At 42.8% G+C, this 12,777-nt stretch carries 14 protein-coding genes; 10 read left to right on the forward strand and 4 right to left on the reverse strand.

Going from position 1 to position 12,777, the window contains the following annotated elements; genetic code table 11:
• Positions 1-77: 77 nt before the first annotated feature.
• The 3 genes from xseB to dxs are packed head-to-tail and all read left to right on the forward strand — an operon-like array spanning position 78 to position 3,126.
• Positions 78-320, forward strand: a complete 243-nt coding sequence (gene xseB, locus ACM2FC_RS12070; RefSeq protein WP_498481166.1) for an exodeoxyribonuclease VII small subunit — start codon at positions 78-80, stop codon at positions 318-320.
• 18 nt (positions 321-338) lie between these two features.
• On the forward strand, positions 339-1,223 hold the full coding sequence (ispA, locus tag ACM2FC_RS12075; RefSeq protein WP_498481167.1) for a (2E,6E)-farnesyl diphosphate synthase: 885 nt from the start codon (positions 339-341) through the stop codon (positions 1,221-1,223).
• Positions 1,224-1,245: 22 nt separating this feature from the next.
• Complete coding sequence (gene dxs, locus ACM2FC_RS12080) at positions 1,246-3,126, forward strand: 1-deoxy-D-xylulose-5-phosphate synthase (protein WP_498481413.1); 1,881 nt, start codon at positions 1,246-1,248, stop codon at positions 3,124-3,126.
• A 176-nt stretch (positions 3,127-3,302) separates the two neighbouring features.
• On the opposite strand, the gene ACM2FC_RS12085 is transcribed toward dxs, so the two are convergent.
• The 3 genes from ACM2FC_RS12085 to ACM2FC_RS12095 form a co-directional block, all read right to left on the reverse strand.
• Positions 3,303-3,914 carry a hypothetical protein gene (locus ACM2FC_RS12085; protein WP_498481168.1) on the reverse strand — a complete coding sequence of 204 codons (612 nt, stop codon included), beginning with the start codon at positions 3,912-3,914 and terminating at the stop codon, positions 3,303-3,305.
• Between the two features lie 196 nt (positions 3,915-4,110).
• A complete protein-coding gene (truC, locus tag ACM2FC_RS12090; protein ID WP_498481169.1) occupies positions 4,111-4,851 on the reverse strand; it encodes a tRNA pseudouridine(65) synthase TruC in 741 nt (246 codons plus the stop codon).
• On the reverse strand, positions 4,845-5,165 hold the full coding sequence (locus tag ACM2FC_RS12095) for a YqcC family protein (RefSeq protein ID WP_498481170.1): 321 nt from the start codon (positions 5,163-5,165) through the stop codon (positions 4,845-4,847). Before ACM2FC_RS12095 ends, truC begins: the two co-directional genes overlap by 7 nt.
• A 76-nt stretch (positions 5,166-5,241) precedes the next feature.
• On the opposite strand from ACM2FC_RS12095, the gene ACM2FC_RS12100 reads away from it, so the two are divergent.
• Both ACM2FC_RS12100 and ACM2FC_RS12105 read left to right on the forward strand, forming a co-directional pair.
• Complete coding sequence (locus ACM2FC_RS12100) at positions 5,242-6,282, forward strand: DUF3549 family protein (protein ID WP_498481171.1); 1,041 nt, start codon at positions 5,242-5,244, stop codon at positions 6,280-6,282.
• Position 6,283: 1 nt separating this feature from the next.
• Positions 6,284-6,583: a DUF3301 domain-containing protein gene (locus ACM2FC_RS12105; RefSeq protein ID WP_498481172.1), complete on the forward strand. Its 300-nt coding sequence runs from the start codon at positions 6,284-6,286 to the stop codon at positions 6,581-6,583.
• On the opposite strand, the gene ACM2FC_RS12110 is transcribed toward ACM2FC_RS12105, so the two are convergent.
• Positions 6,543-7,049: a GNAT family N-acetyltransferase gene (locus ACM2FC_RS12110; RefSeq protein ID WP_498481173.1), complete on the reverse strand. Its 507-nt coding sequence runs from the start codon at positions 7,047-7,049 to the stop codon at positions 6,543-6,545. The genes ACM2FC_RS12105 and ACM2FC_RS12110 overlap by 41 nt on opposite strands.
• A 658-nt stretch (positions 7,050-7,707) precedes the next feature.
• Between ACM2FC_RS12110 and ACM2FC_RS12115 the strand changes: the two genes are divergently transcribed.
• From ACM2FC_RS12115 to ACM2FC_RS12135, 5 genes are all read left to right on the forward strand, one after another.
• Positions 7,708-8,007 (forward strand): hypothetical protein, encoded by a 300-nt coding sequence (locus tag ACM2FC_RS12115; RefSeq protein ID WP_498481174.1) that lies wholly within the window; start codon positions 7,708-7,710, stop codon positions 8,005-8,007.
• Between the two features lie 4 nt (positions 8,008-8,011).
• Positions 8,012-8,455: a YaiI/YqxD family protein gene (locus ACM2FC_RS12120; protein ID WP_498481414.1), complete on the forward strand. Its 444-nt coding sequence runs from the start codon at positions 8,012-8,014 to the stop codon at positions 8,453-8,455.
• A gap of 272 nt (positions 8,456-8,727) precedes the next feature.
• Positions 8,728-10,002 carry an NRAMP family divalent metal transporter gene (locus tag ACM2FC_RS12125; protein WP_498481175.1) on the forward strand — a complete coding sequence of 425 codons (1,275 nt, stop codon included), beginning with the start codon at positions 8,728-8,730 and terminating at the stop codon, positions 10,000-10,002.
• 97 nt (positions 10,003-10,099) lie between these two features.
• Positions 10,100-10,795: a tRNA (N6-threonylcarbamoyladenosine(37)-N6)-methyltransferase TrmO gene (gene tsaA / locus ACM2FC_RS12130; protein ID WP_498481176.1), complete on the forward strand. Its 696-nt coding sequence runs from the start codon at positions 10,100-10,102 to the stop codon at positions 10,793-10,795.
• Between the two features lie 88 nt (positions 10,796-10,883).
• Positions 10,884-12,605, forward strand: coding sequence for a proline--tRNA ligase (locus ACM2FC_RS12135; protein WP_498481177.1), 1,722 nt, complete (start codon positions 10,884-10,886; stop codon positions 12,603-12,605).
• Positions 12,606-12,777: the final 172 nt, after the last annotated feature.

A 12,777-nucleotide genomic window follows, 5' to 3' on the forward strand; every position in this document is an offset into this window, starting at 1 on the left:
GAAATTCTCTTGTTAAGTTTGACCATCTTAACCTGCTAAGGTAACTTTCCCCCATTCTTCAGCAACCAGAAAATATTATGGCAAGTAAGAAACCTGAAAATATGTCGTTCGAAGAGGCTATTGGTGAACTAGATGCTCTGGTCAACCAGCTGGAAGGTGGCGATATCGGCTTAGACGAAGCTTTGAAGAAGTTCGAACGAGGAATTGCTCTTGCTCGCGCTAGCCAAAAAAAACTTACCGAAGCTGAACAGCGTGTAAGTATTTTGCTTGAAAATGATGACAACGCTCCTTTGAGTGAATTCACCCCAGAGTCCAATTAAAAATTAAGACGCATTACTATGTTTGAGGCTTTAACCTCCTTTCAAAAAAGAAATAATTCTCAGCTTAATCTTTGGCTCAACCAGCTACCATTTCAAGAGCAGAGTTTAATAGAAGCCATGCGCTATGGGTTGCTGCTTGGTGGAAAAAGGGTTCGCCCTTTTTTAGTTTATGCGACAGGCCAAATTTTTGATGCAAAATTAGAAGACCTCGATACACCGGCAGCGGCAATAGAATGTATCCACGCGTATTCACTGATTCACGATGATCTGCCAGCTATGGACGATGATGATTTACGCCGAGGTCATCCAACCTGCCATAAACAATTTAACGAAGCCACTGCAATTTTAACTGGTGATGCTCTACAAACTCTTGCTTTTACTATCCTTTCTGAAGGAGCACTAGCCAGCAATGCAGAAGCTTTGCGAATCAAAATGATCCAAAGTCTTTCTCGAGCTTCAGGTGCTCAAGGGATGTGCATTGGCCAAGCACTAGACTTAGCTTTCGAGAATAAAGAAGTCACTTTGCAAGAGTTAGAGAACATACACCGAAACAAAACTGGCGCGTTGATAAAATGTGCGGTTCAGTTAGGTGCGTATGCTGCTGGTCAGAAAGGAGCAGAGGTATTGCCTCAGCTTGAAAAATACGCGGAAGCCGTTGGGCTAGCGTTTCAAGTACAAGATGATATTCTTGATATAATTAGCGATACCGAAACGTTAGGAAAGCCTCAAGGGTCGGATGAAGAATTGTGCAAAAGCACTTATCCAGCACTATTGGGACTTGACGGCGCTATTGAGAAGGCCCAGTCTTTACTTGCTGAGGCTCTTAAAGCATTAGAAGCAATCCCTTATAACACTGAATTGCTGGAACAGTTTGCCCGATATGTCATCGAGCGCAAGCATTAACACTATAAACGCGCAACAGAATATGACTCTCGATATTTCAAAGTATCCTACACTTGCTCTTGCAAACATACCTGAGGAACTACGTAGCCTGCCAAAGGAGACGCTACCAAAGTTATGTGAAGAATTGCGGACATATTTATTAAACTCTGTAAGCCAATCAAGTGGGCATCTCGCTTCAGGGTTAGGCACAGTAGAGCTAACCGTGGCTCTGCACTACATCTACAATACACCATTTGATCAATTGATCTGGGATGTTGGTCATCAGGCTTACCCACACAAAATTTTAACCGGCAGGCGTGATCAAATGCCGACCATCCGTAAAAAGGATGGCTTGCACCCTTTCCCTTGGCGCGAAGAAAGCGACTACGACACTTTATCTGTTGGTCACTCTTCAACATCAATAAGTGCTGCACTTGGCATGGCAATCAGCGCTCTTCAAGAAGGTAAGGATCGAAAGGTCGTCAGCGTTATCGGTGACGGTGCAATTACAGCGGGCATGGCATTCGAAGCAATGAACCATGCAGGTGACGTCCACCCAGATATGCTCGTCATTCTCAATGATAATGAAATGTCCATTTCTGAAAACGTAGGCGCGCTTAACAATCATTTGGCTCAAGCCCTGTCTGGTACTTTTTACACCTCAATTCGTGAAGGTGGTAAGAAAGTACTCTCAAACATGCCTTCTGTAAAAGAGCTGGTACGACGCACAGAAGAGCACTTAAAAGGCATGGTGGTACCGGGCACTTTATTTGAAGAACTTGGTTTTAACTATATTGGTCCAATTGACGGTCACGACGTTATAGAACTGACGAAAACCTTAAAGAATATGCGAGAGCTAAAAGGCCCTCAGTTTTTGCATATTATGACCAAAAAAGGTAAAGGCCATGCGCCTGCTGAGAAAGATCCTATTGGCTATCATGCTGTACCTAAATTCGATCCGAATCATTCAAAGCTGCCAAAGAGTAAACCTGCTAGCCCAACATTCTCTAATGTGTTTGGTGATTTCCTATGCGATATGGCCGCGAAAGATCCCAAATTGATGGCGATTACACCTGCTATGCGTGAAGGTTCAGGCATGGTTCGTTTTTCAAAAGAGTTCCCCAAGCAGTATTTTGATGTCGCTATTGCAGAGCAGCATGCCGTTACTCTAGCAACAGGAATGGCTATCGCTGGCAATAAACCGATTGTGGCGATTTACTCGACCTTTTTACAACGTGGATACGATCAGTTAATCCATGATGTTGCCATCATGAATTTACCTGTGCTATTTGCTATCGACCGAGCGGGCCTTGTCGGCGCGGATGGCCAAACTCACCAAGGTGCGTTTGATCTTAGCTATATGCGCTGTATTCCGAACATGGTCATCATGGCACCAAGTGATGAAAATGAATGTAGGCAAATGCTCTACACTGGTCATCAACACGAAGGGCCATGTGCAGTTCGCTATCCTCGTGGAAGTGGCATTGGGGCTGAAATCAAAAAAGACTTTTCTGCTCTAGAGATTGGTAAAGGCCGAGTCGTAAGACAAAGCACAATAAAAGAAGGTAAAAAAGTAGCTATTTTGAACTTTGGCACCTTCTTGTCCAATGCCCTTGAAGCCGCAGAAGCCATTGATGCAACTGTTGCAGATATGCGCTTTGTTAAACCTCTTGATGAGGAGCTGATCAAAGAACTGGCCAAGTCTCATGATGCACTTGTCACCATTGAAGAAAATGCAATTGCAGGTGGTGCGGGAGCAGGAGTACTTGAGTTCATGATGAGTGAAAAGCTACTCAAACCAGTTCTAAACCTCGGTCTCCCGGACAAGTTTATTCATCAAGGCACTCAGCAAGAACTTCATGAAGAGCTTGGGCTAGATGCGAAAGGAATTGAGCGAGCGATAAACGAGTATGTTAAGAAATAACCCTCTAGGTTAATTCAGCTTATCCGCTCAACTAAAATGAAGCGCTCCTATTGAATAAGCTCTAGCTACAAAGCTAAAAACTCCTAGGCACTCCGGCTTAGGAGTTTTTCTTTTAAATTCGTATCAAAATCTAAACCACAGAAATAATACTTCAGTATGGTTACAAATGGTGATGACTAGAGAATTTTTATCTTATTATTGTCAACTACCGCTTGCCCTGAAACAACTCTGGTGTTGACTTGATCAAGTTTAGAAGTGGAAATCTCACTGACAAGTTTGCTTTGTTTCGCTATCGCATTATTTTTAACGGTTTCAAGGTTTGTTTCAGCAAGCCTCAAGTTCGTCGTTGCGGTCTCCATGTTGTCGATGTAGCTTCTGAAATCACTGAAGTTTAGAACATTTCCTGCTGCCTGAAAGTCCGACTCAGCCGTATCAAACCTTTGCTGAGCAAGAGTCACATCATTTTGGGCCACCTTGAGCCTACGTAGATAATATTGATCTTTCACTGCAGTAATAACTTTGCTACTACACTGAACTTTTTCCGCCCAGTAAATAAGATCCACCTTAATACCCGGATAGTATTGGACGTACTCTCCACCATAGACTTTATTCGTAAACGGACCAGCAGTACTAAGGTAGTTGCCAACAACAAAGCTCGTTTTATTTCCAGTAATAAGCTCAACAGATGAGCTGGCAGAGTAACTAATTTCATTTGCCGTGGTTAGTTCTATCCCCTTCCAGTCACCTGAACCAATCTTCCCTGATTGGCCAGCAATATCACCACTCATTATTTTTCCCCATCAATATATAAACCCAAAGTTATCTAGTCTTTGAAAACAACCAGTTAATGTTCGGTATCGTACTTAATAAACATGAACCATTTATTACTTTTTGATGGATGAGAAAAATGAAAGGAATTAATCGCTAGAAAATACAAAGCGTTAGCTTGTCAGTGTACAAAGCCCGTTTCCCTTTAGAAAAGTATTATTTGCAAGCCGCTTTTTCTGAATTTAAACCCCAATCAAATTCATCTAGCAAACCTTGCCACGTGTCATCAAAGCTAGCTTTCAGCAATAGCTTCTCATCGGTAATTGGGTGAGTAAATTCCAATTGAGATGCATGTAACATTAGGCGGTTCGCATTGAATTTATCTCTAAATAAACGATTATGCTTACCATCTCCGTGCGTTGTATCGCCAATGATAGGATGACTAAGGTGGTGCATATGGCGGCGCAATTGATGTTTTCGGCCAGTCTTCGGCTTCAACTCCATCAAACAGTAGCGACTCGTTGGGAATTTACCTGTCGAGAATGGAAGTTCAACTTTGGCTAAAGGTTTATAGGCCGTAATCGCTTGTTGGGGTTCTTTATCCTCTTTAGTGAATTTATCCGCTACCTTGTCCAATTCAACCTTGAGGGCATAATCCAGCACATCTTCTTGCTCTATCCAACCTCGAACAATTGCATGATAGGTTTTCTCCATATCGTGCTCGGCAAACATCGGCATGACTTGCGAGGCCACTTCAGAGGAAAGGGCAAAAATCAAAACACCGGACGTAGGCCTATCCAATCTATGCAGAGGAAATACATGCTGACCAATCTGATCACGCAGAGTCTGCATTACAAAGACAGTTTCATGCTTGTCCAACCAACTTCTGTGCACCAACATTCCTGCTGGCTTATTGACAGCAACTAGGTATTCATCTTGGTATATAATCTCTAGCATGGTTGATTTGCCTCATCTATCTCAAGCAGCAAATTGATTAATGACTGAGTATGTGGCACCTCAGCCCATACTTGCTCAAAGTAAGGTGAAATCAAGTACCCACTTGGCAGCTGTTGTTTAGCTTCAGCTAGGACACGGATTTTAGGAATAAAGATCCATTGCAGCCACTCATGGGGCTCTAATGTATCAACAGCAAAAGGTTGTTCACTTGATAGTTTACGTTCATCAGGCTTCGTAACTTGCCATAGCTCAAGTAATTTAAGCTCAACCTCAAGGCTTTCTAATAGCTGAAGAATTGTGTCTGTATGTGTCATGCAAATAATTTATTTCCTACTCGTAGAGGCAGATGATACCATCTAAGACCCAAAGAATCTTAAGCTACATTTCCTGATGAACAACATTCACACTCTCAGCGATCTTCTAAAAAATAGCGGGTGTCAGTATCTAATCCATGATCTGGGACGTCGTATTCAACCTATCGACAATGCTACTTTTCATCATATCGAGCTAGGTCAGCAAGCTTACCCTTACCCTGTACAACGTAAAGCGCACCTTGCCATTGCATACTGGAACGAAACACGTCAACCTTGGATATGGTTTTTAAAGTTCGAATTGGATGAAAGAGGGCTACTGAAGCAAGCGGATATTGGCAACTTTATCAAGTATGTCGTTGAAGCGATGGGCACTCACTTAAATCAGGAAATGTCTGAAGAGCAACAAGAAAAGCTTTCCAACAATCCGTATACCTTTAAACCATCGGAAGACAAAATGGCTGTTTTTCATAGTAAAATCAGAGCTAACTTAGATCTTTCTACAAGCCAATATTATCAGCACGCACAAGATTATTTTTCAGGCAGTCTAGGTTGGGATAAATGGCAAACCGTTGGCTTGCAGGGTATAACCGATATTTGTGCGAGATTCAATCAGCAGCAAAACTGTGTCAACCTAATCAAAGCTCTCAAACACCTCCCGCAAGAACCAGTGTATGCATTACTAGGAACACTAGAGCACTATGAGCTGCCAGACAGGCTCGCAGAGCCTCTTTCCGATATGGCACTTAGTCAGGTTAAATCACCTGAGCCAGACTTGTTCTTGCTCTCAGCATTAACAAGAGCTCTAGCGGGAGCAGAAGGAAAATTCTCTCGGCCTGCAATAGAAGCGATTCTTGAAAGTCCTTTACTAAGCCATCAAGAAGTACTAATTGGCATTGCAGGACGCTGTTGGCATCTACTTGCTGATGCAAAATTGGCAGGGCTGTTTCTTATCCGATTAGCGGAAACGAACAACCAAGCCTTATTCAATCAATTGTTTGCTGACTTAGTCATGCTGCCTGAGCTACGAGTTATTTTGCTCCCACTGCTACACTCTTCTCCAACCCCTGAATTGGCAAGAGCTTTAGAGCAACTACAACAAGCGACTAGAAAGCACTAGAATGCTCAGCAATCTAATAAGCATCTTCGCATTATTCCTGTTGTGTTTTTTGTTTTGGCAGCAACGTCGACAAGCCGAAACTGCCAAAGTGGTAATTGCGAACAAATGTAAACAGCTGGAATTACAGTTGGTCAGTGTCGCTCTTGGGCGACACAGGTTAAAGGATGAAAGTGGTCGTTGGGGCTGGAATACTAGTTATCAATTTGAATTTTCTTCCTTAGGGGACGATTGCTACCAAGGCACCTTGATCATGAAAGGTTTCACGCCAGTGAAGTTTCACTTACCACCACATCGCGTGTAAAAGAAAACTCATAATATGGACCATGTTTATCATATTTTTTTTCAGTTTGTTGAAAGCCCAATTTACTTAAAATCGCGATAGAGGCGTGATGATCAATATTGGCCGTCGCAGTTACATGAGATAGCTTCCTTTCTTCGCAAAAACGAGGAAAAAATGCTTTCAGCGATTCGGTAGCGATACCTTTTCCCCAAAAAGCACTATCAAATATAAATGCAAGCTCCGGATTGGAATTTAAGTTGCTTACACATATATGCCCCATATATTCACGAGTACGGTTATCAAGAACTGCCATACAATGCAGATCACGATTATTTAGAACATCCGTAAATAATGCTTTTGCCGATTTAAGTGTATGAGGACCATTCATTTCAGCCCTGTTGACTGAACAACAATTAAGAAGCAAAAATTCTGATTGAAAAGATTCGCTGTAAGGTACTATTAACGTCCTGTTTGTCACTATAGCCATATTGTCTCCCTCAATATGTACTTAGGTTCGACATTTTATTCCATAGAAAAGTTCAATACGTTTCAATAAGTAAAAGTGATATTACTTAAAAATTTACTGAAATTTCACTTAATAGTGGATATCGAGCCATGAACTATTCATTCACAACTCTTAGTAGATTGCGTAAAACGACGTTAATTAGCGGAAAAACGTGAAATACAGATAATAAGATGCCCCGGCTTTCGACGGGGCATTCATGAGCAGCTTGGCCAAAGTAGCCTCCATTAGCTTAACTCCTCACCGTCCTAGCGGTGTCCTTGAATTCCTTACAGCCAGTATCCGAACTGACCTATCATCACCAATCCTTAGCGGTGTCCTCGCGATATCCCTCGGCTGCTGCCTGTTCCTTCTATTCTATGTCTCTAATCCTTTTGATGGTTTTAATGTACCGATTTTTCTCAGCCAAACAATCTGAGACGGTCACACTTTTTCCCTTTAGATAAAACTTAATACCATTTACCATCATAAAATCAGCTAGTTATTTATAGGTTCTGCTAATAAATGTAATCTCAGACTATATAATTCCTACACACAGTGTCAGTTATCTCTTACAATCCAAACAATAAATGAGTGGTGTATAAGACACGCCGATACCACTTCAATTCGTAAGGAAAGCATCATGTTAACAAAAGATGTCTCAGATGAACTTCAATCAGTCATTGAATCACTTGTGACCCAAGGCAAAAAGCCAACCGTCGCTTTAGTTAAAGCTCGCCTTAAAACAGCCGTTCCAATGCCTGCTATAATAGCCACGCTCAAGTCATGGCAAAGCAGCAATAGAGTTCCAAAAGTCGAAGTGGCTACTTCTGAAAACCCTCAGGACAAAATTTCCAACCTTGAGAAAGAGGTCGCCTCGCTCAACAAACGAGTCAATGAACTAGAAACGAAATTGGCACAACTACTAAACAACGAGAAATAATATGATGAAACTATGGGTGGATGCCGATGCATGTCCAAAGGTCATTCGCGAAACTATCGTAAGGGCAGCTGAACGCACAGGAGTAGAGTGTACCTTTGTGGCAAACCACAATGTACCAGTCCCGAAACGCGCTAATATTCACTCAATTCAAGTTCCTAGTGGATTTGATATTGCTGACAATGAAATTGTAAAGCGAACTGAAGCAGGCGATCTCATTATTACCTCTGATATCCCTTTGGCCGACGAAGTTATCACCAAAGGTGCCTTAGCCTTAAGCCCTCGCGGAGAGCTGTACACGAAAGAAACCATAAAAGCTCGCTTAAATATCCGCGATTTTATGGATACAATGCGATCCAGTGGGATCCAGACTGGCGGCCCCAATGCACTCTCCCAAACTGAACGTCGTGAGTTTGCCAATCATTTAGATAGAATTTTGGCTAAACGATAAGAAAAAATTGCCTTCATACTCTCTCACAACGCCCAGACTTTAAAGCTAACTCAAAGTACTGAATAACTGCAGTGTACCTTGAAATTGTTGACTCTTTCCTAACGGTAAGCTTTAAGCTGCAAAGTGGCTTATAGCTTTCCGAATCTCGATTTAGAAATCTTAGCTTTCACATTAAACAACTGACTTCTCGCCATTCTTACCCTTATTATTAAATGATAATAATTATCATAATCATTTATTTTATTAAGTTCAGTTTATAAGGTAAACACTATATGAGTACATTAGTACAACAAACCCCAAAGCATTCGCTACGCTCAAGAAAGAGACCCAATTGTCTACTTTGGCTGTCCATTATTGGCCCCGGCCTAGTCGTTATGCTGGCTGATACCGACGCTGGCAGTATTATTACTGCTGCTCAAAGTGGCGCCGTTTGGGGATACAAACTGCTGCTGGCACAGTTTATTCTCATTCCTATACTCTATTTCGCACAAGAGTTGACCGTACGACTTGGCCTTACAACAGGCAAAGGTCACGGTGAACTTATTAAGTCCCAATTTGGTAAAATGTGGGCATGGGTATCAGTATCAACGATGGTTATCACCTGTATTGGCGCAATACTAAGTGAGTTCAGCGGCTTGGTTGGGGTAGGACTCATATACGGCATACCAAAATGGGAGACACTAACGTTCAGTGTCCTTTTTTTAACCGCTATTGCATTTACAGGTACCTATCGCAGAGTGGAAAGAATTGCGATATTGATTGGACTCTTCGAATTAGTATTCTTCTACGTCGCCTACAAATCCAACCCTTCTACATCACAAATGCTGCACGGGCTCGGACAAATGCCACTTACCAATGGCAGTTATTTATACTTAATGGCCGCGAACATTGGTGCTGTAATCATGCCTTGGATGGTCTTCTATCAACAGTCAGCCATTGTAGATAAGGGGCTAAATACCAAACACTTAAAAGCATCCCGCTGGGATACAGGTATTGGAGCGATCGTTACCCAATTCATCATGGCTGCAGTGCTTATCGCTACAGCCGCAACCTTGTATTACGGAAATCATAATGCGTCACTCAGCAGCGTCAGCGATATCACTAAAGCAATCACCCCATACATTGGCAAGTTCTCAGGTACCTTGTTATTTTCCATTGGTATGGTGGGTGCGTCACTGATTGCCGCTATTGTCGTTTCATTAACCGCAGCTTGGGGGCTTGGTGAAGTCACGGGATATAAACATTCACTTGAATTAGGCTTCAATGAAGCGCCTTGGTTTTATAGCGCCTATGTGGCGGTTCTTATTCTTGGGGCTCTCCTCATTGGCTCTGGAGTCAACTTGATAGCGCTAAACATAGGAGTAGAAGTGCTCAATGCTTTGTGCTTACCGATCGTTCTCGGTTTCCTCTACGCATTGTCTGTCAGCAAAGCCATTCCAGAAAAGTATCGTTTAAAAGGTACCTACGCTTGGGTTGTTGGTATTGTTCTGGGAATTTCCGCGGTCTTTGGCTTTGCTTCAGGAATCGCAGGCATTTGGATCAGTTAGTTTCCAACCCGCCCCTATTCATTTGCAGGGAAGCAAATGACTTCAACACCGTCGAATATGCTATTCTCTACTGCATCTATCACTCTTCTAACGCAGCATGTATTCCGTCGATCCTATTGGCATCATTGAAAGCCCTTATAAAGAAAAATTCTCCGTCCCTAGACAGCCAAGGTTAGTCACTAGCGCGACATCCAGAGTCAAATTAACTGGTGAGGCCAATTGCGCTGAGTCCGTTCGTGGATTGGAACAATTTAGTCATCTATGGTTGTTATTTTTATTCGACAAAAACCTTGATGTCGGATGGAAACCAACCGTTCGACCACCTAGGCTTGGCGGTAATGAACGTATCGGTGTGTTCGCCTCTCGCTCGACATTCCGCCCCAATGGTATCGGCATGTCTGCTGTTGAGTTTAAAGGCATCAGTCAATCAAATGGTGATGTATATATTGAGTTAGGCAGTGTCGACTTGGTTGATGGGACACCTATCGTCGATATAAAACCGTATATCCCCTACTCTGACTCAGTTGTGGAAGCCAGTGGCGGATACGCCCAAGAGAAGCCAATAGAACTCGCGGTACGGTTTTCTGGACAAGCCATTGCTTTTCTTAAAGCTAACTCGAACGGAATGCATAAAAAACAAGTTATCGAGCAAGTATTGGCGCAAGATCCTCGCCCTGCCTATAAAAAAGGTAAGCTCGACACGAAAGAATATGCTGTATATTTGTTCAATTTTAATGTGAGGTTTACTGTTGGCGATAATTTCATTACCGTTAACACAATTGAACCCTTTTGACGAAGCCGAATGGCTGATATCATTAGCGGCTAACTCAATTCCCACGATGGGAATTTTCTTTAACTCCTAAAATGAACGGATACCCTAAATGCGTACCAGTAAATATCTTCTTTCTACTTTGAAGGAGACACCAAACGACGCCGTAGTTGTTAGCCATCAACTCATGCTACGTGCAGGTATGATCCGTAAGCTGGCTTCAGGTCTATACACCTGGCTACCTACTGGTCTACGTGTACTACGTAAAGTCGAAAACATCGTTCGTCAAGAAATCGATAATGCAGGTGCAGTTGAAACCTTGATGCCCGTTGTTCAACCGTTTGACCTTTGGGAAGAGACAGGCCGCTCTGAAAAGATGGGCGCTGAGCTACTTCGCTTTACTGATCGCCACACCAATCCGTTCGTTTTAAGCCCGACAGCTGAAGAAGTGATTACTAGCCTTGTTCGTAACGAGGTGAATTCATACAAACAGCTCCCTCTGAACTTATATCAGATCCAAACCAAGTTCCGTGATGAAGTGCGTCCTCGATTCGGTGTTATGCGCTCACGTGAGTTTAGCATGATGGATGCTTATAGCTTTGATATCGATAAAGCGGGTCTAGAGAAGTCGTTTGAAGATATGCATGAAGCATATTGTAAAGCGTTTGATCGTATGGGCCTTGATTATCGTCCGGTTCTCGCTGATTCTGGTGCAATTGGTGGCAGTGGCTCTAAAGAGTTCCACGTACTGGCTGAAAGCGGTGAAGACCTGATTGCTTTCTCTACTGAATCAGACTATGCAGCGAACATCGAAAAAGCAGAAGCACTAACGCCAACGACAGAACTAGCAGCCCCAACGCAAGAAATGACTTTGGTTGATACACCAAACGCTAAAACCATTGCCGAGCTGGTTGAACAATTCGATTTGCCAATCGAAAAAACAGTGAAAACACTGTTTGTGAAAGCTTCTGAAGAAGTCGACGCACCTCTTATCGCATTAATCCTTCGCGGCGATCATGAGCTTAACGAAGTAAAAGCAGAGAACTTAAAAGAAGTTGCTGCTCCGCTTGAGATGGCGACAGAAGAAGAAATTCGCGCTCTAATTGGAGCGGGCCCTGGCTCACTTGGCCCTGTCGGATTAGAACTACCAATTATTGTTGATCGTACTGTAGCAGTGATGAACGACTTTGGCGCAGGTGCAAATGTTGATGACAAGCACTACTTTGGCATCAACTGGGGTCGAGACGTTGAACTTGGTCAAGTAGAAGACTTGAGAAACGTGGTGGAAGGCGATCCTAGCCCATGTGGACAAGGTACTATCCTACTAAAACGTGGTATCGAAGTCGGCCATATCTTCCAACTTGGAAAAACTTACTCTGAGAAAATGGGCTGCGGTGTTCTAGGTCCTGATGGTAAGAACGTGATTTTAGAAATGGGTTGCTATGGCATCGGCATCACTCGTGTTGTCGCAGCTGCAATTGAGCAAAACCACGACAAATACGGCATCATTTGGCCTGACGCAATCGCACCATTCCAAGTAGCAATTGTTCCAATGAACATGCACAAGTCGGAAGAAGTCAAAGAAGCAGCGGAAAAGCTATACCAAGAGCTATCTAACCTTGGTATAGAAGTGCTGTTTGATGATCGTAAAGAGCGCCCTGGAGTAATGTTCTCAGACATGGAACTGATCGGCGTTCCACACACTGTAGTGATTGGCGATCGCAGTATGAAAGACGGTAACTTTGAATATAAAAACCGCCGCTCAGGTGAAAAAACAGCTATTGCTATGACTGACATTGTCGAGCATGTAAAGGCTCAGCTGAAATTAGCCTAAGTTAGCTTTATTTAATTGAAAAGCTGCTCCGTTGTGAGCAGCTTTTTTTATGCTCCATATTTATTTACCCTCCTTCCATTTACACTATACTCATTAAGTTGAGTACAAATACCAATATTCCTACCGTAATACATGGAAAGTATTGCTAGTTTATAACTAAAGCCATCAGCAT

This window comes from Vibrio sp. A37, assembly GCF_059777565.1.

Excerpts from the sequence above, each read along its gene's own strand:
- xseB (WP_498481166.1), top strand. The coding sequence starts at position 78 with ATGGCAAGTAAGAAACCTGAAAATATGTCGTTCGAAGAGGCTATTGGT.
- ispA (WP_498481167.1), top strand. The coding sequence starts at position 339 with ATGTTTGAGGCTTTAACCTCCTTTCAAAAAAGAAATAATTCTCAGCTT.
- dxs (WP_498481413.1), top strand. The coding sequence starts at position 1,246 with ATGACTCTCGATATTTCAAAGTATCCTACACTTGCTCTTGCAAACATA.
- ACM2FC_RS12085 (WP_498481168.1), bottom strand. The coding sequence starts at position 3,914 with ATGAGTGGTGATATTGCTGGCCAATCAGGGAAGATTGGTTCAGGTGAC.
- truC (WP_498481169.1), bottom strand. The coding sequence starts at position 4,851 with ATGCTAGAGATTATATACCAAGATGAATACCTAGTTGCTGTCAATAAG.
- ACM2FC_RS12095 (WP_498481170.1), bottom strand. The coding sequence starts at position 5,165 with ATGACACATACAGACACAATTCTTCAGCTATTAGAAAGCCTTGAGGTT.
- ACM2FC_RS12100 (WP_498481171.1), top strand. The coding sequence starts at position 5,242 with ATGAACAACATTCACACTCTCAGCGATCTTCTAAAAAATAGCGGGTGT.
- ACM2FC_RS12105 (WP_498481172.1), top strand. The coding sequence starts at position 6,284 with ATGCTCAGCAATCTAATAAGCATCTTCGCATTATTCCTGTTGTGTTTT.
- ACM2FC_RS12110 (WP_498481173.1), bottom strand. The coding sequence starts at position 7,049 with ATGGCTATAGTGACAAACAGGACGTTAATAGTACCTTACAGCGAATCT.
- ACM2FC_RS12115 (WP_498481174.1), top strand. The coding sequence starts at position 7,708 with ATGTTAACAAAAGATGTCTCAGATGAACTTCAATCAGTCATTGAATCA.
- ACM2FC_RS12120 (WP_498481414.1), top strand. The coding sequence starts at position 8,012 with ATGAAACTATGGGTGGATGCCGATGCATGTCCAAAGGTCATTCGCGAA.
- ACM2FC_RS12125 (WP_498481175.1), top strand. The coding sequence starts at position 8,728 with ATGAGTACATTAGTACAACAAACCCCAAAGCATTCGCTACGCTCAAGA.
- tsaA (WP_498481176.1), top strand. The coding sequence starts at position 10,100 with ATGTATTCCGTCGATCCTATTGGCATCATTGAAAGCCCTTATAAAGAA.
- ACM2FC_RS12135 (WP_498481177.1), top strand. The coding sequence starts at position 10,884 with ATGCGTACCAGTAAATATCTTCTTTCTACTTTGAAGGAGACACCAAAC.